Raw genomic sequence first — 20,818 nt, 5'->3', positions numbered from 1 at the left:
AATGCCTCAAGAAAAAACCGGGCGCGAGGCCCGGCACAGATCAGTCGTTGCGGATGCCGAGGCGCTTGACGATGGGGCCCCAGACCTCGGCCTCGGTCTTCATCGATTGCGCCACCGATGCCGCGCCAAGTTCCTTGGGCGGCGTCATGTAGATCTCGTCCATCTGCTTGCGCACCGCCGGGTCCGCCCAGAACTTGCGCGTCGCGTCGGTAAGCCGCGTCACGACTTCCGGCGGTGTGCCCTTGGGCGCCATCAGGCCGTACCAGGCGTCGCCCGGAAAGCCTTGCACGCCGACTTCCGCGATGGTGGGCACGTCCGGCAACTGTGCGACGCGGTCAGCGCCAAAGATCACCAGCGGCACCGCCTTGCCGGTCTTCACTTGCGGCACCGCGCCGGTCAGCGCGTCGGCAGTCAGGTCGATCTGCCCGCCGATCAGGTCCATCATGGCCGGCGCCGCGCCCTTGTACGGCACGTGCGACATCTCGATCTTGAAGTGCTCGGCCAGAAACGCAACATTCAGGTGCGTGGAGTTGCCGATGCCCGCCGAGCCGTAATTCAGGTGGCCCGGGCTGGCCTTGGCCTTCTTGACCAGGTCGTCCACCGACCGGATGCCGGCGGCGGGATTGGCGACCAGCACCTGCGAGGTGCCGGCGATCTTCGTGACCGGATCGAAATCGCGCGTGGGGTTGTAGGCCAACTGTGAATAGGTGAACGGATTCACCGACATGTTGGACGTGCTGCCAAACAGCAGCGCATAGCCGTCCGCCGGCTGCTTGGCCACGAAGGCGGCGGCGATGCTGCCGTTGGCGCCGGGCTTGTTCTCCACCACCACGGTGCCGCCGATTTCCTTGCTGGCATAGGCGGCCCAGGCGCGCGCCAGCGCATCCGCTGCGCCGCCAGCCGCCACCGGCACCACCACCGACACCGGCCGCGCCGGCCAGTCCGCCGCCGAGGCCGGTGCGGCAAAAGCCAGGACCAGCGAGCCGGCCGCAGCCAGGCCCATCAGCCGTTGAACGACGCGGGAATTCGACTGCGGGAAGGGCAAATCGCGGGCCATGGCCTGTGCTCCAGATGAAATCGGACGTTGAAGACCCGCATTCTGGTAGCGCTTTTTCATTACGTCCAATGCATAATTCATCATCAAACCATAATCAGCGCGTAATAAAACCAGGGGACGCGGATGAATCTTCAGCAGCTCGAACACTTCCTCGTGCTGGTCGAAACCCGCTCATTCAGCCGCGCGGCGGCCAAATTGCACCTGACGCAGCCCGCGCTCAGCCGCAGCATCCAGGCGCTTGAAGACACGCTCGGCGGACGCCTGCTGGAACGCGACAAAGGGAAAACACTGACGGCGCTGGGCGAGCTCGCCATCGTGCGGGCACGCAGAATCCGCGTCGAACTGGCCGAATTGCGCCGCAGCGCCAGCCTGCTGGCCGACTACGCGGGCGGCACGCTGCGGCTGGGACTGGGCCCCACGCCCACCGCAATCCTGTCGCTGCCGCTCTTGCGCGACATGAAGGAACGCTATCCCGCGATCAAGCTGCTGCTGAGCGGCGGCACGCCCGAAATGCAGGTCCAGGAACTGCGCGAAGGCGCGGTGGACGCTCTGGTGGTGCATCGCAATCACATCCCCGCCGACCCCGACCTGCACCTGCGCTTTTTTCCGCGCACCCCGCTGGGCTTTGTCGTGCGCGCCGGCCATCCGCTGGCCGGCAAGAACGGCCTGGATTTCGACGCGCTGCGCCGCTACGCGGTGGCGGCCAGCGGCCGCGCCATGAGCGACGAGGTCATGCACCGGCTCAACGCGTATTTCGGTCCGCCGGTCCACTTCATCGACGCGATCCAATACCAGTCGAACGACATCCAGGCGCTCGTCGACCTGGTTCGCACCACCGACACCGTCTTCTTTGGCGTGCTCCGCGTGGCGCAACCGGCCATCGCGCGCGGCGAACTCGTGCATGTCGACGTGCGCCCGGCGCTGGAGCTGTCGTCGCAGTTCGTCTTTGTGACGCTCGAGGGCAAGACCTTGCCCCCGGCGTTGCTGCGGCTCAGCGAGCTGTGCATGCGGTACATGTCAGGCGCCGAGGATCCGCAGCCTGACTGATTACTTCTTCTTCGCGCAGTCGATCACGCTGGCGTGCTCGATGATGTCGTTCTTGTCGGTGAACAGCGTGATGCTGCAGAAGTAATCGATCACCGTGCGATTTTCCGTGTAGCCCACCTTGCGATAGACCGGTTCACTGCTCACCGGCATCTGGCCGCTGACACCCTGACCGCCGATGGTGACCGAGGTGGTCCGCTGCCCGACGTATTCAACACCGGTCTGCACGAACACCTTCTCGTCCGTGGTGTGGGTCTGCACGCGGTTCCACGCGTAGAAACCGCCACTGCCATAGGACGACGGGCCCATGCCCTGATCCGGCTTGCCAAACAACTTGAACGCGTTCTTGGCCGGTTGACCCACCAGCTTCTGGGCCGCGATCTCAACGTCGTTGGGTGCGGCGGGCTGCATGGCGCAACCGCCGAGGGCCAGCATTGCGAGGGCCAGGCAACCGTGCTTGAGTGACGGCATCGGGACAGACTCCTAGGGGAGATAAGGGGATGCCAGCATACCCGCTTATGCGTCCCCGTTAGACATCCCGTGTCGCGGCAGTCGCTACATTTGTGGCCAACGCAGCCGCAGGCTGGCGCGCCATCTCGATGAACGCCCGCTGGTAATCCAGCGCGTCATCGGCCTCACGCGACCCAAGAAAGATCTGCTTGGCAATGCCGCGCGGGCCCAGCCGCACCGGCACCAGATCCATCTTGACCGCGTACTCCTCAACCAGCCAACGCGGCAGCGCGGCCACGCCGCGGCCGCTGGCCACCATCTGCAGCATGATGTCGGTGGTCTCGATCGCCTTGTGCCGCTTGGGCGTGACGCCGGCCTTCAAGAGGAACTGGTTGTAGATGTCCAGCCGCTCGATATCGACGGGATAGCTGATGAGCACTTCCTGCGTCAGCTGCTCGGGCTTCACGTACGCCACCGACGCCAGCGGATGCCCCTTGGCCACGACCAGCACCTGCTCGTAGTCGAACACGGGTTCAAACTTCAAGCCCGGCTTGAACAGCGGGTCGGGTGTGACCAGCATGTCGATCTCGTAGCCAAAGAGCGCGCCGATGCCGCCGAATTGGAACTTCTGCTTCACGTCCACATCCACGTCCGGCCACGCCGCCAGATACGGCGCCACCACCTTTAGCAGCCACTGATAGCACGGGTGGCATTCCATGCCGATGCGCAACGCGCCGCGTTCGCCCTGGGCAAACTGGCCCAGCCGCTCTTCGGCCAGATCCAGCTGCGGCAGCACCCGGTTCGCCACCGCCAGCAGATATTGGCCGGCCTGCGTCAGGCGCAAACGTCTTCCTTCGCGCAACCAGATGTCGGTGCCAAGCTGCACCTCCAGCTTCTTCATGCTGTGGCTCAAGGCCGACTGGGTCAGGTTCAGCACGCCTGCGGCGGCCGTCAGCGAACCTTGCTTTTCGACCTGCTGGACGATGCTCAGATGGATACGTTCAAGCATTCTTATGATCTAGATTCATGGATTTGTGAAATAAAACCATTTTACGTCATGGATATTGATATTTAGCATTGCGTTCTTGTTTGCCGCTGTGTTCCGCACGTTGACCTGATCAACACGCATGTTCCATGGCAAGTCGACCCCTCCGTGCCGATTGGCTCCATGGAAGCAAAGATGACACACCCCCTACGCCTGGTCGCCGTTTCCGGCGGCATGCAACGTCCCTCCAGGACCACCGCCCTGGCAGAGGAACTGCTGGCGCTGATCGCCAATGAAATCCCCTGCGAACCCCGGCTGGTCGAGATGGGCCGGATCGCCCCGCAACTTGCCGGGGCGACGTGGCGCTCGAACTTGCCCGACACGGTCGAGCGCGAGTTGGCAGCAGTTGAGCAAGCCGATGTCCTGGTGGTGGCCACGCCGGTCTACCGCGGCTCCTACACCGGCCTGTTCAAGCACTTCTTTGATTTCATTCATCAGGACGCCTTGATCGACAAGCCGGTCCTCCTGGCCGCCACCGGCGGCAGCCAGCGCCATGCGCTGGTCATCGACCACCAGTTGCGGCCGTTGTTCAGCTTCTTCCAGGCGCGCACCTTGCCGCTGGGCATCTACGCCACCGACGAGGACTTCGTCGACTACCGGCTTAAGAACGACGCGCTGATCGAGCGTGCCGGACTGGCCGTCCAACGCGCACTGCCGCTGGTCGAACTGACCCGTCAGATGCGAGCCGCCGCGGCCGCAGAAGCCATCGCGGCCTGAAATCCCCGTTTATCGCAGCACTTTCGCATCCGACCATCATGAACAAAGACTTCACCTTCAGCATCAAGAGCCTTCGCTTTGATGAAAACTATCAGCCGTCGGACAGCACGCGCATCACGACCAACTTCGCCAATCTGGCCCGAGGCGAAAGCCGCGAGCAGAATCTGCGCAACACGCTGAAGATGATCGACAGCCGTTTCAACGACCTGGCGCATTGGGACAACCCCACGGGCGATCGTTACGCCGTCGAGCTCGACATCATTACGGCCGAGATGACGCTGGGCGCAAACGGCAACGGCAACGGCAATGCATTTCCGCTGATCGAAGTGTTGAAGACCAACATCGTCGACAAGAAGACCGGCAACCGCATCGACGGCATCGTCGGCAACAACTTCTCGTCCTACGTGCGCGATTACGACTTCAGCGTGTTGCTGCCCGAATACAACGACAACAAACCCGCGTTCAGCACGCCGGAAGATTTCGGCGACCTGCACGGAAAACTGTTCAAGCACTTCGTTGATTCCGAGGCCTACAAGGCGAACTTCAAGAAGCCGCCGGTCATCTGCATCAGCGTCTCCAGCAGCAAGACCTATCACCGCACCGACAACCATCACCCGATCCTGGGCGTGGAATATCAGCAAAGCGAATTCTCCCCGACCGACCAATACTTCGAGAAGATGGGCCTGCAGGTGCGCTACTTCATGCCGCCGAACAGCGTTGCGCCGTTGGCGTTTTACTTCCAGGACGACCTGCTGGGCGCCTATACCAATCTTGAGCTGATCGGCACCATCAGCACGATGGAAGCATTCCAGCGCATCTACCGCCCCGAAATCTACAACGCCAATTCCGCGGCCGGAAAGCGCTATCAACCCAGCCTGAAGAACCAGGATTACTCGCTGACGCAGATCGTCTACGACCGCGTCGAACGCAGCCAGCTCGCCGTCAAGCAGGGCAAATTCGCCGAGGCGAACTTCATCAAGCCGTACAAGCACGTGCTTGATCAATGGGCTGCCAGCCACTCCCACCAATAAACCGAACACAGACGGACACCCCGCCATGAAAAAGCTTTTGCCCACCTCGACCGCCGGCAGCCTGCCCAAGCCCTCCTGGCTTGCCCAGCCCGAAAAGCTCTGGTCGCCCTGGAGCCTGCAAGACGAACAACTGATTGAAGGCAAGCAAGATGCCCTGATCCTGGCCCTGAAAGAACAGGAGCTGGCCGGCATCGACATCGTCAGCGATGGCGAACAAACGCGTCAGCACTTCGTCACCACGTTCATCGAGCATCTGGACGGCGTTGATTTCGAAAAGCGCGAAACCGTCCGCATCCGCGACCGCTATGACGCCAGCGTGCCCACCGTCGTCGGCGCCGTCAGCCGCCAGAAGCCCGTCTTCGTCGAAGACGCCAAGTTCCTGCGCCAGCAGACCAAGCAGCCGATCAAATGGGCGCTGCCCGGTCCCATGACCATGATCGACACGCTGTACGACGCTCACTACAAGAGCCGCGAAAAGCTGGCCTGGGAATTCGCCAAGATCCTGAACCAGGAAGCCCGCGAACTCGAAGCCGCCGGCGTCGACATCATCCAGTTCGACGAGCCCGCGTTCAACGTCTTCTTTGACGAAGTGAACGACTGGGGCGTCGCCACGCTGGAACGCGCGATCGAAGGCCTCAAGTGCGAAACCGCCGTGCACATCTGCTACGGCTACGGCATCAAGGCCAACACCGACTGGAAGAAGACGCTGGGTTCGGAATGGCGCCAGTACGAGGAATCGTTCCCCAAGCTGCAGAAATCCAGCATCGACATCGTCTCGCTGGAATGCCATAACTCGCACGTGCCGATCGACCTGATCGAACTGATTCGCGGCAAGAAGGTCATGGTCGGCGCCATCGACGTGGCGAACCACACCGTCGAAACCCCGGAAGAAGTCGCCAACACGCTGCGCACGGCACTCAAGTTCGTGGATGCCGACAAGCTGTATCCGTGCACCAACTGCGGCATGGCGCCGTTGCCGCGCGCAGTGGCCAAGGGCAAGCTGAACGCGCTGAGCGCGGGTGCGGAGATCATCCGCCGCGAACTGGCGCGTTGATGAAGCAGGCAGCAAGCGGCGCGGTGGGATAGCGTCGCTGCGCAGAAGGAAAAGGGGTCCGCTCATCGTTGAGCGACCCCTTTTTTGCGCCAGACGGCCATGGATCCGATACCCGCCCGCCAATCCACGCCGGGATTACCCGTAATAAGAAAAATCTCTCAAATCAGCGGGCATTTGTGATTACTTGCCGCTCAAACCCGCGTGCTAATTTTTCCCTGCAGTTCAAAGCTCGCTTCATAACATTCAAGGGAATCACACCATGCACGCCGTGGGAAAAGCATGCCGCAAGGCAGGGATGGCATCGTCCGTTCGCAGCACGTTTCTGAAGTTGATGGCGCCAGCGCTGATCGCCGGCGTGGCCCTGACCGGAGCCGCCGCGCCCGCTCAGGCTGCGGACTTCCCGGGCGACAAGCCCATCAGCCTGGTCGTGCCTTTCCCTGCTGGCGGCGGCACCGACTTCATCGGCCGCCTGCTCGCCTCCGAGATGGGCAAGGCGCTCAAGACCACCATCGTGGTCGAGAACAAGGGCGGCGCCAACAGCAACATCGGCACCGCCTATGTGACCCAGGCCCGGCCCGACGGTCACACGCTGCTGGTGTCCGGCGTGGGCATCGCCACCAACCAGGGTCTTTACAGCAAGCTGCCCTACAAGCTCGATCAGCTCGACCAGATCGCAATCCTCGCCTTCGGCTCGGACGTGCTCGTGACCGCGCCCGGCTTCCCGGCCAAGACGCTGGCCGAGTTCGTGGATCTGGTGCATAAGGAACCCGGCAAGTATTCGTACGCCTCGTCGGGCAACGGCACCACTGGCCATCTCGGCATGGAAATGCTCAAGCAGCGCGCCAAGCTCGACATCATGCATGTGCCGTACAACGGTGGCTCGGCCGCCATCAACGACGTGCTCGCGGGCCGCGTCGACGTGCTGTTCGTCAATCAGGACACGGCGCTGCCGCACGTGCGCGCCGGCAAACTGCGCGCGCTTGCCATCGGCAGCGCCAAGCGCAATCCCACCTATCCCGACACGCCCACGGTGGCCGAGAGCGGCTATCCAAGCTTCTCGTCCGAGTACTGGTTTGGTCTGAGCGCACCGGCCGGCGTGCCCGCGCCCGTGTTCCAGCAACTGTTCGAGGCCACCCGCACCGCCATGCAGTCGCCCGCCATTCAGGAAAAACTTGGCGCCGTCGGCCTGGTGATTCCGCAGCTCACGGACCGCAAGCAATTCGTGACGTTGGTGGATGCCGAAGTAGAGAAGTGGGGCGAGGTCGTGCGGGTGTCGGGCGCACGTATCGATTGATATCTGACGCCACACGGGCCGGGCTAGCCGAGCCGCGTGTGAAGCCATGACGCCGGATCGGGGCCGCTTACGCGGCCCCGTTGTCATTCCCTGCCAGCGTGCCCCGGCGCGGCGTCGACCGGCGCCAGGAAGTTCAACCGCGTGAGCGTGTCGCGCGTGATGTCCACGATGGAATCGATGTGCGCGCCGTGCGACGCCGTCAGATACGAGATATAGAAGCGCGCCGGCGGGATCGGCGGATCGGCGGGCAGGGCGCGCAACACGCCCATGGTCAGCATGTCCTGCAGCAACGGCACGGGCAGAATGCCGATGGCATGGCCCGCGGCGATCAGCCGCGAGATCAACGCCAGCGAATTGGTGGTGCTGGGCCCCGACATATCGACGCCGCCCGAGGCCAGCCAGTTTTCAACCACGGTGTAGAGCGTGGAAGGCGGCGAGTGCGTGGCGATGTGATGGCCGCGCGCATGTTCGGCGCGAAACGGATCCGCCATGATGTGCAACGTGGGCGAGGCCACCCAGTGAAACGTCATCCAGCCGATGAACACGTCGGTGATGGTGTCGCCCGTGGCCGGATTGGTCAGCAGCGCCATGTCCAGCTCGCCCGCGTTGAGCTTGCTGTTCAGCACCGACCCCACGTCCACCGTCATCTCCAGCGCGAGCGAGGGATAGTGTTCCTTGAGCTGCGCGATCACGGCGGTCAGGCCCACGTTGGCCGAGCACTCGTCCGCACCCAGCCGCAGCTTGCCGCCCAGGCTGCGGTCCTTGCCGAAGTGTTCGAGCTGGCGCGTGCTGTGCAGCGCGCTCTCGGCATGGCGCAGCGCCGATTGGCCCACGTCGGTCAGCGTCACGCGCTGGCGCGAGCGATCAAAGAGCTGCACCTCTAGTGCGCCTTCGAGTTCGCGCAGGCGTGCCGAGACGGCCGGCTGCGTCACGTGCAGATGGCGCGCGGCCGCGTGGATGCTGCCCAGCTTGGCGGTCCAGTAAAAGGCCTCAAGCTGGCTTAGGGTAATCCGCATGATAAGAACTCTTTTTCAAACTGCGCCGAAACTTTGATTATTGGCCCGGAAAGCCCGCGTGATACCTTTTTTTCACCGGCTTTCCGAGCCTTTTTCATTGTAGTGAAGACGACACGATGTATCTGATTCATCCCTTGCCCGCGCCGTTGTCGCCCGAGGATCTGGCGCTGCTGCTGAAGGCGGAGCCGGCCACCATCGGCCACTTCCAGACCACCGGTTTCATGCGTGGCGACATCCGTGCGCATCAGCAGGACGTGCGCATTGCCGGGCCGGCCGTGACCGTGCGCATGCCCGGCAACGATGGCGGCATTCTGCACCATGCGATGGCCTGCGTGCGCCCCGGCGACGTGCTGGTGATCGACCGGGCCGGCGAGGCCGTGACGGCCGCCTTTGGCGGCGCGATGGCCTACGCCGCCAAGCAGGCCGGTGTGGCCGGCATCATCGTGGACGGCCTGGTGACCGACCTGGGCGAACTGCGCCAGCACGGCATGCCGGTGTGGTCGCGCGGACCGTCTCCCATCACCACGCGCCTCCTGGGTCACGAGGGCGAGTTCTGCGGCACGATTCATTGCGGCGGCGTGTCGGTATGGCCTGGCGCTGCCGTGCTGGCCGACGAGAACGGCGTGCTGGTCCTTGATCGCGCAGCGGTGCGCGCCGCCGCACAACAAGCCATCGACTTCCAGACTCAGGAACAGACCACGCTGGCGCGCCTGCGCGCCGGCGAGAAATTTCCCGACATCGTGGGCTCGCGCGCGCTGATTGAACGCGCCATCGCAGCGGCCCAAGGAGCAAACACATGAGCATCGACCTCGACATCACCGACCTCGCACAGCGCCTGCGCCGCCGCGAGTTGCGATCCGAAACACTGGTGAGTGACTACCTTGCACGCATCGCCGCGCTCGACGGCTGGCTGCACGCCTATGTGGCCGTGTACGCCGACGAAGCGCTGGCCGCCGCGCGCGCAGCCGATCTGCAATTGGACCAGGGCATCTGGCTCGGCCCGCTGCACGGCGTGCCGATCGCGCTGAAGGACCTGATCGACATCGCAGGCCATCCGACCACCATCGGCTCGCCCATCCACGCCAACACCATTGCCTCGCACACGGCAGAACTTGTGCAGCAGTTGCAGCGCGCTGGCGCCATCATCCTGGGCAAGACCCACATGGTGCAGTTCGCCATGGGCGCCTGGGGTCCCAATCAGCACATGGGCACGCCGCGCAATCCGTGGGATGACCGCGTGCACCGCATTCCGGGCGGATCGAGCAGCGGTTCGGCCGTCGCGGTGGCCGGACGCCTGGCCCCGGTTGCCATTGGCACCGACACCGGCGGCTCGGTGCGCGTGCCCGCCAGCTACTGCGGCATCACAGGCTTCAAGCCGACCGTGGGCCGCATCTCGTCGGACGGTGTGGTCACGCTGAGCCAGACGCTCGACAGCGTCGGCATCTTCGCGCACAGCGCCGCGGACGCGCGCGTGGTGTTCGACGCGCTGGCGCCGGCCGAACCGGGCGAGTGGCGCGAGCCGCTGGATGCGTCGCGCTTTGGCATCGCCGGCGTCACGCTCGGCCGTCTGCCGGAAGCCTTCCTGACCGACGTCACGCCCGCCGTGCGACGCGCCTATGAAGACGCCATCGCGCTGTATCAAAGCCTGGGCACGCAGATCGTGGAAATCACGCCGCCCGCCACACTGTCCGAGTTCAAGGCCGTGACGGGCGACATCATGATGACCGAAGGCGTGGCGTCGTTTGAGCGTGAGATGACCGACCTCGACCTGCCGGTGGACGACTCGGTGCGGCCGCGCCTGCTTGCTGCCCTCGACGTGCCAGCGCTGCGTTACCTCGCTGCGCTGCGCGAGCGCGACCGTCTGCAGGCGGCGATGGAAGCGCGGCTGCAGGGCGTGGCAGCGCTGCTCACGCCCACCACGCTCACCACCGCGCTGCCGCTCGACGAGGTCGATCACGGCAACGCGCCCGTCCATTACACACGCATCGGCAATCTGTTGCAGATGTGCGGCGTATCGGTGCCCAACGGCCGCGACGACGCAGATCTGCCCACCGGCCTGCAGATTCTCTGCCCAGGCGGCGAAGATCGGCTGGCGCTGTATCTGGCCGAGGTGTTCCAGCGTCATTCCGATTGGCATCGCGTGCGCGCCAACACGCGTGCGCAGTCGACCACGGCATAACCCGTTGCCGTGGCAGGGCGCGCGCAACGCGCGCGCCCATAAACAAACAGGGGGAAAAGCATGAAACGAAGCATTCTGGCGGCGCTGCTGGCGGCCGTCGCGACCACGCTCGCCGCGGCCGGACCCGCCCGCGCCCAGACCGCCGCCTTGCCCGAGACCCACTTTGCGGTGGTCGGCGGCGGCAGCCACAACTACACCTTCGGCGCGGTTGAAAAGCCGTTCTGGGAGAAGACCTTGCCGGAAGCCTCGGGAGGCAAAGTCACGGCCGAACTGATCGGCTTGTCCGAGAGCGGCCTGAAAGGCCCCGAGATCGTACGTCTGATGCGCGCCGGTGCACTCGACGTCGGCATGGGCGTGTTCGCCTTTGTCAGCGGCGACGACCCCACCTTCGAAGGCGTCGACCTGCCCGGCATGGCGACCGACTACGCCACCGCGCGCAAGATGGTGGCCGCCTACCGGCCGGTGCTCGAACAGCGCATGCTCAAGCGCCACGGCGTGCGGCTGCTGGCCACAGTCCCGTACACCGCGCAGGTGTTCTTCTGCCGCACGCCGGTCAAGAGCCTGACCGATCTGAAGGGGCGCAAGGTGCGCACCCGCGGCAGCAACATGGCCGAGTACGTGCGCGCGCTGGGTGCTTCGCCGGTGACCATACCGTTTGCCGAGGTGATTCCCGCGCTGCAGACCGGTGTGGTCGATTGCGCCGTGACCGGCATCGGCTCGGGCAACGCCGCGAAATGGTACGACGTGGCCAAGAATCTCTACCTGCTGCCGATCGACTGGTCCATCGGCTTTTACGCCATCGCCGAACGCCGCTGGCAGAAGCTGGATCCCACGGTGCAGCAGTTCATGCTCAAGGAGGCGCAGGTGCTGGAAGCGCGCCTGTGGGACGAGACCGGTCGCGAGGGCGACTATGCGCTGGCCTGCAACACCGGACAGGGCGAATGCCGCATCCACACCAAGGCCGACATGCGGGCCACCGCGCCCTCAGAAGCCGAGCGCGACACATTGCGCGAGGTTGCCACCGAGATGGCGAGCCGCTGGGCGCAGCGCTGCGGCGAGGAATGCGCCGCCAACTGGAGCGCGTCCGTGGGCCAGGCCCTGGGCGTGACGCTGCGCTGAACTTCAAGGAACTCTCATGACGACAGAAACGCATGCTTCGCTACGCCTCATCGAGCGCGTGTCCCGCATCGGCGCATGGCTAGGCGGCCTCGGGCTGCTGCTGGTGTCCTGGCTCATCGTGGCCGACCTGATCGCACGCAAGGTGGCGGGCGTCTCGCTCGGCGGCGCCGACGAGCTGGCCGGCTACACGCTGGCGGTGGCCAGCGCCTGGGCCTTTCCCATCACCTTGCTGCGCCGCTCGCATATCCGGGTCGACGTGGTCTACACGCATCTGCCCGCCAAGACGCGCGTCGTGCTCGACCTCTTCGCGCTGGCTTGCCTGGGCCTGTTCGTGGGCACGCTCACGTGGCACGCATGGTTCGTGCTGGCCGACTCCATCGCCTTCCAGTCGGTGTCCAACACGCCGCTGCAGGTGCCGCAATGGATCCCGCAATCGCTCTGGTTCGCCGGCTACGCGTTCTTCCTGCTCACCATCGTGGTGCTCGGCGCCAGCGCGCTGGGCCGCGTGATGCGCGGCCGCTGGCAGGCGGTCAATGCGTTGATCGGCATCCACTCGGTGGAAGAGGGCATCGAAGAAGAAACCGCACCGGTGCCCGCGCGCACGCAACCCCAGGAGTGAGCCATGTTGATAATGACGATTTCCATGCTGCTCGGCCTCCTGGCGTTGAGCGTGACCGCAGCGGCCACCGTGGGCTTGCTCGGCATGAGCCTGGCCGGCGCCTATTCGCCGCTGAAACTCACCAACGCCATTGGTGAACTGGCCTGGGGCACCAGCGCCGAATTCCTGCTTGTCGCGATTCCGCTGTATGTCCTGATGGGCGAGCTGCTGGTGCATTCCGGCGTCGCCGGCCGCATGTACGGCGCCGTGTCCAAGTGGGTGTCGTGGCTGCCGGGCGGACTGATGAACGCCAACATCGGCGCCTCGGCCCTGTTCTCGGCCACCAGCGGCTCAAGCGTCGCCACCGCCGCCACGATCTCCACGCTGGCGCTTCCCGAACAGCGCAAGTCGGGCTACAACGCGCCGCTGTTCCTGGGCTCGATCGCGGCCGGCGGTACGCTCGGCATCCTGATCCCGCCGTCGATCAACATGATCGTGTACGCGCTGATCGCTAACGTATCGGTGCCCAAGCTCTACCTGGCCGCCACGCTGCCCGGCATCCTGCTCACCGCGCTCTTCATCGCACTGATCGTGGGCCTGTGCCTGTGGCGTCCGGGCCTGGCCGGCAAACGCCCCACGGTGAGCTGGGCCGAACGCATCGCCGCCCTGCCGCACCTGCTGCCGCCGCTCGCGATCTTCGCGCTGGTGATTGGCGTTATCTACGGCGGCATCGCCACCGCCAGCGAATCTGCCGCGCTCGGCGTGGTGGCCGCCACCCTGCTGTGCGCCTACAAACGCGTGCTGACGTGGGAAATGCTGGGCCGCGCCTTCGAAGCCACACTGCGCACCACCGGCATGATCATCCTGATCACGCTGGCCGCGTTCTTCCTGAACTTCGTGCTGTCCTCGATCGGACTGACCACCTTGCTGGTCAACGCCGTGACCAGCCTGGACCTGCCGCCGCTGGGCATGATGCTGGCCATCATCCTGTTCTACATCCTGCTCGGCTGCTTCATGGACACGCTTGCCATGCTGGTCACCACCGCGCCGCTCACCGTGCCCATCGTCATGGCGCTGGGCTACGACCCGGTGTGGTTCGGCGTGCTGCTGATCGTGCTGTGCGAAATGGGCCAGCTCACGCCACCGTTCGGCATGAATCTGTTCGTGGTGCACAGCGTGCGCGGGCAGGGGAAATTCATGGACGTGGTGGTGGGCGTGCTGCCGTTCCTGGCGATGCTGTTGCTGATGATCGTGTTGTTGCTGGCCGTGCCGCAACTGGCGCTGTGGTTGCCGGGGAAGATGGCTACGCTGTAAGCGCGTCCCGGCAAGTGCACACTCAAGCGGAGTACCATTGTTTTTCGAGCAGACCCGGTAGCCCCTCCGGCAAGCCATCGCCAGGCAACCGGCTGCATTGACCGTCCAGACGTGGAGTTGAATCGAAAACATGAAAGTGCTCTTGGTAGGCGCCAGCGGCTGGCTCGGCCGTTCGACCGGGCCTTTGCTCTTAAGAAAGGGTGTGGTCGACGCGCAGGATCTTCATTGCCTGAATCGCAGCGCAGATCCCGGTCCCACGTACAACGAGTGGCCCGCCGTCCGACGCTTTTCGAACTTCACCGAAGCGATCGCAGATTGCGATGTGGTGATTCTCTCGATTCGGCCGGACGACTTCCGGAGCGGCGAGTTCAGATGTGAAGACAGGCTGGTCATCTCATTCATGGCCGGTGTCGGGCTAGATGAACTCGTCCTGTGCTGCGGCTCGCAACGTATCGCGCGCGCCATGCCGAATGCCGCAGTCGAGATCGGCAGTTCGTATACGCCCTGGATCGCGTCGTCCACGACGCCTGCGGCCGACGAGGACCGCGTTCGACTGCTGCTGAGCGCGCTGGGAACGGAAGACCAGCTCTTCGACGAATCGCACATCGACACGCTGACTGCCATTTCCGGCAGCGGTCACGCCTATCCCGCATTGCTCGCGAAGGCGCTGGCGGATGTCGCCGTGTCGCATGGACTGCCTGAGCATGTTGCTTCACGCGCCGCACTGGGCGTGGTTCGCGATGCCGCGCAGTTGCTTGGCGGTGAACACAATCAGCCCGATGAAGTCGTGCAGCAATTCCTGGACTACAACGGCACTACCGCTGCAGCGCTGCGCGCCGCAAGCCAGGCGGGATTTGAAGGGGCGATTCAAGATGCCGTCGACGCGGGAGCATCGAACGCGCGTGAATCGTCAGAGCGTACTCGCAAGGACTGAAATCCACGGCTGAGGCTGCACGTCGCTGCAACTCAGACAACGTGCGGAATCCGCCTGGCAACATCGCCTTTAAGCAGCTCCGCCAACCGATTCAGACCGTGCGTCAAACGAATTCGATCAATCGCGCCCCCCAACGACACACGAAGCGCCAACGGACTGAACGACCCCGTGGAAAATGACGCCGAATCCGTGACACTCACGCCTTGTTCAAGCGCGGTTTGTATAAGCCGGTACAGATCGATATGACCCGGCAACTGCAGCCAGAGATGCAGCCCATTCGGGTCGGCTTCAATCTCCCCCGGTAAGATCGACGCAGCAATGGCTTGCCGATGCCGCAACTCCCCCTTGACCTGCGCCATCCAGTGAACCGCTGCGTCCGACTCGATCCACGTTGACGCCATCTCCGTCATCCAGGGCGTGGGCATCAGCGCCAGCGAACGCAGCGCATCGAGCACGGGCGTCAACGGCTCGCCGGCGGGCACGACCAGGTAAGCGGTTCGCAGTCCCGGCGCGATGCATTTCGATAGCGTCGACACGTAGTAGACCGGCGTCGACGACGCGGTGGCTGCCAACGAAAACATCGTGCTTGGCGGCCGCTCGGCCAACAGCCAGTACGGATCATCCTCAATGACGGGCAGCGCAAATTTCTTGGCCACCCGCAGCAGCTCAGTTCGCCGCTCGGTGGACAGCGTCAGTGCGGTCGGGTTTTGAATCGTCGGATTCAAATACAGCATTGCCGGGCGATGCTTTTGGCACACGCGCTCCAGGTCCGCGGGATCCATGCCGAATGCATCCGACTTCACCCCGACGGCCACCCGCTGCAGCAAGCGGGCTGCAGCCAGAAAGCCGGGGTATGTCAGCGCATCGCACGCAATCGCACCCCCGGCCTGGCTTCTGGCCAGAAGCAGGGCGGCGATCGCGGTTTGCGCGCCTGGGCAAACCACGATCCGGTCAGAATCCAAGCTGCCAAGCATCGGCTGCAACCACTTCGCCCCGGCGGCACGATGCCGTATTGCACCCGCTCCCACGTGATAGCTCATCAGATCCATCGAGCTTGCCGCGACCTGTGTCGAGCCGCTGCCTTGCGCAAGCATGTCTGAAAACGCCGCACTGCCGAGCAACGGCGGGATGTTCATCCCCAGATCGATCGTGCCGCCTGTTGCCGACCCGGAATAGGCCACGTACGTCCCACCGGCCCCCTGCGCTTCCAGGATCCCTTTCTGGCGAACTTCCGAGTAGGCCCGCGTGACGGTCGTGAGGTCGACGCCCAATGCCTGGGCCAATTCACGCTGTGTGGGCAGGCGGTCGCCGGGCCGGAGAACGCCGTCCTCCACCGCGGTGACGATCTGCGTGGCGATTTGCTGATACCGGGAGCCCGCACCGGCGGTAAGGGGCCGCACCCACGACATGCTTGCTTTTTTCAGGCGACGCGACAGAGCCATGTCTGATCTTCTTCCAGGGGGTTTTGGCCGCTTGCGCACGTGGCAATGACCTACGAGCCGGACAATTCAACTGCTTGTATGGATTTTGGCGGTAGAATTCGCAATCTTGTATGGATTTTAGCACTCGCTCCGCGCCCTCCTGACCTCGTTCAGCGTCCACGAGTAGCGATCAAGCTGCTGAAGCAGCGTTTTGAGGCAATGATGAATTTCTGGGTTCCTTTAGTCTTCGGCATATTCAAGCTCGGCGTGCTGGCCGTGTGCATGTTCCTCGCCATCAAGTCTCATCGCGAAGGCGCCAGAAAAGAGAAGGAGAAGAAGGAGCTGGAAGCACGGTAGTGGGAACCCCAGCATGCGAGAACACCTCACTCAGTGGCAACAATTCGGACAAGGCGCGAAGCGGTCAAGATTATGATGATCGAGGCTAGTACGCGATGGCAACGCGAGTGAGCCAACTTACGGCGAGCGTTCCAACACTATTCCGCAAGCGTGGCGTTTGGTTCGCCTTTACTCGATGAGCAAGCTGTGACCAAGCGCGCCTTAGTATCGTCGTCGCGCGACACGTCGATCGAGAAAAGCTCCAAACGACCCCCGCCGCATTTGATTGCGTAGTCAGCGATCAAGCCCTCGTCGCTGCCGGACTGCGCATGATGCGGATAGAGCAGGGTCAACTTTCCGCATTCGTAGACACGGCCGTAGGCCATCATCTGATACACATCCGTCTGCGACACCCCTCGTTTAGGATCTTCGATCCCTGAGACGACTCGCTTCCACTTGGTATCTATCACCTGCAACACGGCATTGCCACGCTTAATCAAAATATCTGGCCGTGTCTGAAATAACTCCCGTCTATCTGCAGTCTCAAGGCAATAGAGCCGACCGCCTTGAGTAACGACGTGCAGATCGGTATCGCTCAGCGCTCGCCTGAGCGTCCCCGCGACATACTCTTCGAACAAGGTACTCATCTCAAATAACAGTGAGAAGCCGTCAATGCCGCCTGCCGAAGTGGTTTGGAAACGCTCACCCAATAACAAGCGCGCGAGATTTAGCAGCTCGTGCCAGCGCGCGTTGGTGCGATCCAAAACCACGTCGTTCCACCGCAGCGCGGAGCGCGGGACGTCGGCAATGTCCGCATAGGCGAATGCGAGTTCTCGCAATCGCCGCTGATTATCAATTGAGCGTGCGCTACGGGAGAGCCGCACGACCGCCGCCTTCATGATGCGGTTGAGCGCGATATCGTGAGTCAGCGCGTCAAAGCGACAAGCCAGCCGAGATGGCTCGACGGCAAGCGCCGTAAACTGGCGCTTCACGTCCAGGCGTCCACGCAATGCTGGCAGATCGTCGGCCCGTTCGAGGTATCGGCGCGGCATACCCTGACGCACGGCATCAGCCAACTTCTCCGAGAACAAACGAATCAGGATCTCGAGAATCGTCTCACGTTGCCAGTCAAGGGCCGTGACTTGCCCAGAATCAATTTTCAGGTTCAGCGCCACGCCCAGCATATGGACCAGCCGGCGGCGGATGCTTCCGGTAGCCTGATCGCCATCCTCGCCAGGAATATCAATCTTGGGCAAGATCTCCAGCACGCTGCCTGCAGCAACGATTACTCCGACGACACCACGTGCACGAAGCCCTTTGCGGCCATACTCGAGGATACCGCCGCCTTCTTTACCGGCTAACGGCGATGCCGCCGCGACCGCCGCTATCCGGTCTGCCGCGCACACTGGGATTTCGTCCGCCGCATCACCGTAGCGAATCGTCTCCCATTCCAGGATCGTACGGCGCATCACTGCGGGAGGAAGCCGTTATAGGAAAAGGTGTCGCGCACGCTCCACCGATAACGAGGGGCTGAATCCTCGCCGTTGCTCAATCCCTTGGGTGCCTTCAGTCGGTGACGCTGAATGAATCCGCTTCCATGATCGTCGTCTCGATCAACACCATCACCCAGTACCGCGGCTACCTTGCCCCAATCTTCGTAGAAATACTCAGCGAGCAATGGAATCACTTTATGCCGCATGACCTCGTCCACGTCTCGCCGTGTTTCGCAGTGAATGAAATAAGCGTGACCAATCTGATGCTCTCGGTCGAATAGATATTCAATCCGCTCATTTATTGTGGCAAGCAGCGCCGCGAGATCAATACCGGCTACGCGCCCAAGCAGTGAAGCATCCGGCATCAACTCGCGGAACTCAAACCGACGCCGGAGCGCAGTGTCGAGCAACGCGATCGACCGGTCTGCTGTGTTCATGGTGCCGATGAAGTGAAGATTGGCCGGGACGCCGAAGCGCGCGTTGCTATAGGGCAAGGTAAGTCGCATGCCCTCATCCATGCCAATGCGCTTGTCGGGCTCGATCAGGGTGATGAGTTCGCCGAATACCCTGGAGATATTGGCGCGGTTGATCTCGTCGATGATGAGGACATGCTCCTCGGCACTCACCTCGGCCGCTTCAGCCATCTGCCGTAGCACGCCAGGTTGTGCCCTCAATGTAAAGCCCACGCCATCGGTGAGCGGCTGCGGCCGTAAACCTTCCACGAAATCCTCGTATGCATAGTTCTGATGGAAGGTAACGAAACCGATTTGACCTTGGCCCTTCAACTCCTCATAGGCCTGCCGCAACTCTTGTCGCCGCGCCGCATCATGCAATAGTGGATCACTGTCCGGAAGCCCGCGGCACAGCCGCACCGCCTCTGCCATGGTGCGGTAGGTCTTGCCCGTGCCCGGGGGCCCATACAAAATAAGGTTTTGCGGCGAGCGCTTGACCGGATCCAGCACAGGCGATTCGTCTGAGGGAAGCCCGCCCCAGTGAGCCAAGTTCTGAAGAAACCAGGCATGATCCTGATCTTCACGATGGAATGCAAAGCGGATCAGGCGCTGGGCCATCTGATTGGTGGTGTGAACTTCCCAGATTGTGGGCTGATATGTGTAGTGATACCACTCGCGAGGAGCAAGCACGGGCTCCCACTCAACCGACACCCGTTCACCGTCCCCTTCATTGGCCCTGATCTTGCCGACCGCCTTGATCGACATGACAGATACCGAGCGGCCGCGGTTGTCGAAGGGCAGACCGTTCTTGCGAACGTAAGTCGCTTTGATCGCAATAGGATCGCCAGGCTGCATACGCAACACCTGAGTGCGCTGCCGATCACTGGGGCTGTCAATTTGCCAGATCCCCTCGGCGATGAAGCGGTCGAACTGATCATTGGTCCGACCGAAAGAGGCGCCAACGAACCAATAAGGGCCTTCCTGTAGGATTTCGGCCTTTGATGTGTTGACAGATTGCGCTTCGTCTTCGCGCCCTCGCTTGTCATCCAGCGCCACCCAGATGAAGCCCTGCACATCAAAAAGGTCCACGGGATCCCAACCAAGCTCCCCGTCGAACAAGGCGAACAGCGCCCGCACGATTTGCAGAAACTCTTCAAGATCGGTGGATGTGAAATCGTTGTGGTCGAACAACTGGCGGCCGAACAGGCGCTCCCCCATCGCTTCGACACGGCTAATATCAAACCAGCACGCGGCCTCTGGATGAACTGTTCCGACGACGCTGACAGCGATCGCTAAAACCTCACCCCGACGAAGTCCGGCGATGCCATCGCCTTCCAACTGTTCGAGCGCTTTGGCACCATCGGTGATGGTGGCCAGTGGGTCATCCTCGCTCCGTGCCATCTGGGCAATCGCTTCATAAAAGCGATCTCGTGGTTCCGCTTCGGCCATTTCGACCTGGTTCAGGATTCGCTGCGGCAGAGGCAGGCCCTCGCCGTCATCAGTGAGCGCACGATAAATCTGTTCGCCTGCGCTTCGATCGTCTGCTGGCGACGCGGCAATTTTCTGGACCTGCTGAATAGCACTGTCTTTTGGATGCCGCGCGTTGGCCCAATAGGCTCCGCTTTGTTGACGAAAATTTACAAATCCCGGCGTCCGTGCGAAAAATGTCTCGCGCAGTGCAATGAAGGCTCTCCAGTCGATGACCAAGAAGCCGAGAGCATCCAGAGCAGTTTTGCACCGGTCGCCTCCTGGGAGCGCATCGCTGCCGATATGGCCCAACGCATCACGCACTATCGCCTTGCTGGGGTAGCGTTTCCCCCGATGTAACAGCCAAAACTTCGTTGGATTTCCCAGACCTTCGTGGCTGGCGATGAAGTCGGCGGTCGACTTCGCCGCATCGCACCGCTCGATTGCCAGAAGAATATCCTGCGTCGTCAGGCCAAACGGTCCGGGCCCCTTTGAGAGAGCCTGTGAATCGAGAAAGCGTCGATAGTAATTTAGGGTCGACCTGAAATGCGACAGGCTGTGATAGAGATCGCCCTCGACCTCGAAGCGAGAGGGATTCGGCCGATCAGTCCGCTGATCCGCTTTCGAGTACCGCCATGAATCTCGAATCGCCTCCAGCGATTGGCCTTCTGGCAGGTTATCGAGATCACCATAGGCCTTTTCGATCCGCCGCACGTCCGTCATCTGCGTATTTATCGTGGCTTTCGAAAAACCTTCGGCCTGCATCCATGCCTTGAACTCGACTTCTCTCATTTAAC

Annotated in this window: 19 protein-coding genes; 12 read left to right on the top strand and 7 right to left on the bottom strand. The window is 62.7% G+C overall.

Features of this window, described 5'->3' with window-relative positions:
* Positions 1 to 40: 40 nt before the first annotated feature.
* The gene (locus tag CLM73_RS01305) at positions 41 to 1,057 is read right to left on the bottom strand and encodes a Bug family tripartite tricarboxylate transporter substrate binding protein (RefSeq protein WP_234015778.1); all 1,017 of its coding nucleotides are present in this window, start codon (positions 1,055 to 1,057) and stop codon (positions 41 to 43) included.
* Between the two features lie 123 nt (positions 1,058 to 1,180).
* Here CLM73_RS01305 and CLM73_RS01300 point away from each other — a divergent pair, with 123 nt between their 5' ends.
* Positions 1,181 to 2,104 carry a LysR family transcriptional regulator gene (locus CLM73_RS01300; protein ID WP_056565391.1) on the top strand — a complete coding sequence of 308 codons (924 nt, stop codon included), beginning with the start codon at positions 1,181 to 1,183 and terminating at the stop codon, positions 2,102 to 2,104.
* On the opposite strand, the gene CLM73_RS01295 is transcribed toward CLM73_RS01300, so the two are convergent.
* Together CLM73_RS01295 and CLM73_RS01290 are read right to left on the bottom strand one after the other, a co-directional pair.
* Positions 2,105 to 2,572, bottom strand: coding sequence for a hypothetical protein (locus tag CLM73_RS01295; protein WP_105236989.1), 468 nt, complete (start codon positions 2,570 to 2,572; stop codon positions 2,105 to 2,107).
* 58 nt (positions 2,573 to 2,630) lie between these two features.
* Positions 2,631 to 3,560, bottom strand: coding sequence for a LysR family transcriptional regulator (locus CLM73_RS01290; RefSeq protein ID WP_105236988.1), 930 nt, complete (start codon positions 3,558 to 3,560; stop codon positions 2,631 to 2,633).
* Between the two features lie 171 nt (positions 3,561 to 3,731).
* Here CLM73_RS01290 and msuE point away from each other — a divergent pair, with 171 nt between their 5' ends.
* The 4 genes from msuE (at position 3,732) to CLM73_RS01270 (ending at position 7,692) form a co-directional block, all read left to right on the top strand.
* Entirely contained in the window at positions 3,732 to 4,313 is a 582-nt protein-coding gene (gene msuE, locus CLM73_RS01285; protein ID WP_056566962.1) for an FMN reductase, read from the top strand.
* A 38-nt stretch (positions 4,314 to 4,351) separates the two neighbouring features.
* Positions 4,352 to 5,344, top strand: a complete 993-nt coding sequence (locus tag CLM73_RS01280) for a DUF1852 domain-containing protein (protein WP_105236987.1) — start codon at positions 4,352 to 4,354, stop codon at positions 5,342 to 5,344.
* Positions 5,345 to 5,369: 25 nt separating this feature from the next.
* A complete protein-coding gene (locus tag CLM73_RS01275; protein ID WP_056565404.1) occupies positions 5,370 to 6,398 on the top strand; it encodes a methionine synthase in 1,029 nt (342 codons plus the stop codon).
* Positions 6,399 to 6,693: 295 nt separating this feature from the next.
* Positions 6,694 to 7,692: a Bug family tripartite tricarboxylate transporter substrate binding protein gene (locus tag CLM73_RS01270; RefSeq protein WP_199778228.1), complete on the top strand. Its 999-nt coding sequence runs from the start codon at positions 6,694 to 6,696 to the stop codon at positions 7,690 to 7,692.
* Positions 7,693 to 7,775: 83 nt separating this feature from the next.
* Here CLM73_RS01270 and CLM73_RS01265 read toward each other — a convergent pair whose 3' ends face one another.
* Positions 7,776 to 8,708, bottom strand: a complete 933-nt coding sequence (locus CLM73_RS01265) for a LysR family transcriptional regulator (RefSeq protein ID WP_105236985.1) — start codon at positions 8,706 to 8,708, stop codon at positions 7,776 to 7,778.
* 116 nt (positions 8,709 to 8,824) lie between these two features.
* On the opposite strand from CLM73_RS01265, the gene CLM73_RS01260 reads away from it, so the two are divergent.
* The 6 genes from CLM73_RS01260 to CLM73_RS01235 all read left to right on the top strand — a co-directional run bounded on the left by CLM73_RS01260 (position 8,825) and on the right by CLM73_RS01235 (position 14,852).
* On the top strand, positions 8,825 to 9,508 hold the full coding sequence (locus tag CLM73_RS01260; protein WP_105236984.1) for an RraA family protein: 684 nt from the start codon (positions 8,825 to 8,827) through the stop codon (positions 9,506 to 9,508).
* Positions 9,505 to 10,887 carry an amidase gene (locus CLM73_RS01255; protein ID WP_105236983.1) on the top strand — a complete coding sequence of 461 codons (1,383 nt, stop codon included), beginning with the start codon at positions 9,505 to 9,507 and terminating at the stop codon, positions 10,885 to 10,887. Before CLM73_RS01260 ends, CLM73_RS01255 begins: the two co-directional genes overlap by 4 nt.
* A 60-nt stretch (positions 10,888 to 10,947) precedes the next feature.
* On the top strand, positions 10,948 to 12,006 hold the full coding sequence (locus CLM73_RS01250) for a TRAP transporter substrate-binding protein (RefSeq protein WP_105236982.1): 1,059 nt from the start codon (positions 10,948 to 10,950) through the stop codon (positions 12,004 to 12,006).
* Between the two features lie 16 nt (positions 12,007 to 12,022).
* Positions 12,023 to 12,625 carry a TRAP transporter small permease subunit gene (locus tag CLM73_RS01245; protein ID WP_105236981.1) on the top strand — a complete coding sequence of 201 codons (603 nt, stop codon included), beginning with the start codon at positions 12,023 to 12,025 and terminating at the stop codon, positions 12,623 to 12,625.
* A 3-nt stretch (positions 12,626 to 12,628) separates the two neighbouring features.
* Positions 12,629 to 13,918, top strand: coding sequence for a TRAP transporter large permease (locus CLM73_RS01240; protein WP_105236980.1), 1,290 nt, complete (start codon positions 12,629 to 12,631; stop codon positions 13,916 to 13,918).
* Between the two features lie 130 nt (positions 13,919 to 14,048).
* Positions 14,049 to 14,852: a pyrroline-5-carboxylate reductase family protein gene (locus tag CLM73_RS01235; RefSeq protein ID WP_105236979.1), complete on the top strand. Its 804-nt coding sequence runs from the start codon at positions 14,049 to 14,051 to the stop codon at positions 14,850 to 14,852.
* Between the two features lie 32 nt (positions 14,853 to 14,884).
* Here CLM73_RS01235 and CLM73_RS01230 read toward each other — a convergent pair whose 3' ends face one another.
* A complete protein-coding gene (locus CLM73_RS01230) occupies positions 14,885 to 16,294 on the bottom strand; it encodes a PLP-dependent aminotransferase family protein (protein ID WP_234015777.1) in 1,410 nt (469 codons plus the stop codon).
* A 45-nt stretch (positions 16,295 to 16,339) separates the two neighbouring features.
* On the opposite strand from CLM73_RS01230, the gene CLM73_RS01225 reads away from it, so the two are divergent.
* Positions 16,340 to 16,630, top strand: coding sequence for a hypothetical protein (locus CLM73_RS01225; protein ID WP_158685817.1), 291 nt, complete (start codon positions 16,340 to 16,342; stop codon positions 16,628 to 16,630).
* Positions 16,631 to 16,767: 137 nt separating this feature from the next.
* Here CLM73_RS01225 and CLM73_RS01220 read toward each other — a convergent pair whose 3' ends face one another.
* Together CLM73_RS01220 and CLM73_RS01215 are read right to left on the bottom strand one after the other, a co-directional pair.
* Positions 16,768 to 18,078: an McrC family protein gene (locus CLM73_RS01220; protein WP_199778227.1), complete on the bottom strand. Its 1,311-nt coding sequence runs from the start codon at positions 18,076 to 18,078 to the stop codon at positions 16,768 to 16,770.
* Positions 18,078 to 20,813, bottom strand: a complete 2,736-nt coding sequence (locus CLM73_RS01215) for an McrB family protein (protein WP_199778226.1) — start codon at positions 20,811 to 20,813, stop codon at positions 18,078 to 18,080. The genes CLM73_RS01220 and CLM73_RS01215 overlap by 1 nt, the downstream gene beginning before the upstream one ends.
* Positions 20,814 to 20,818: the final 5 nt, after the last annotated feature.

The sequence above is a fragment of the Achromobacter spanius genome, assembly GCF_002966795.1.
GTDB classification, from domain to species: Bacteria; Pseudomonadota; Gammaproteobacteria; order Burkholderiales; family Burkholderiaceae_B; genus Achromobacter; species Achromobacter spanius_D.
The sequence above is the reverse complement of the archived record's forward strand: the minus strand, read 5'-3'. Positions and strand labels throughout refer to the sequence as shown.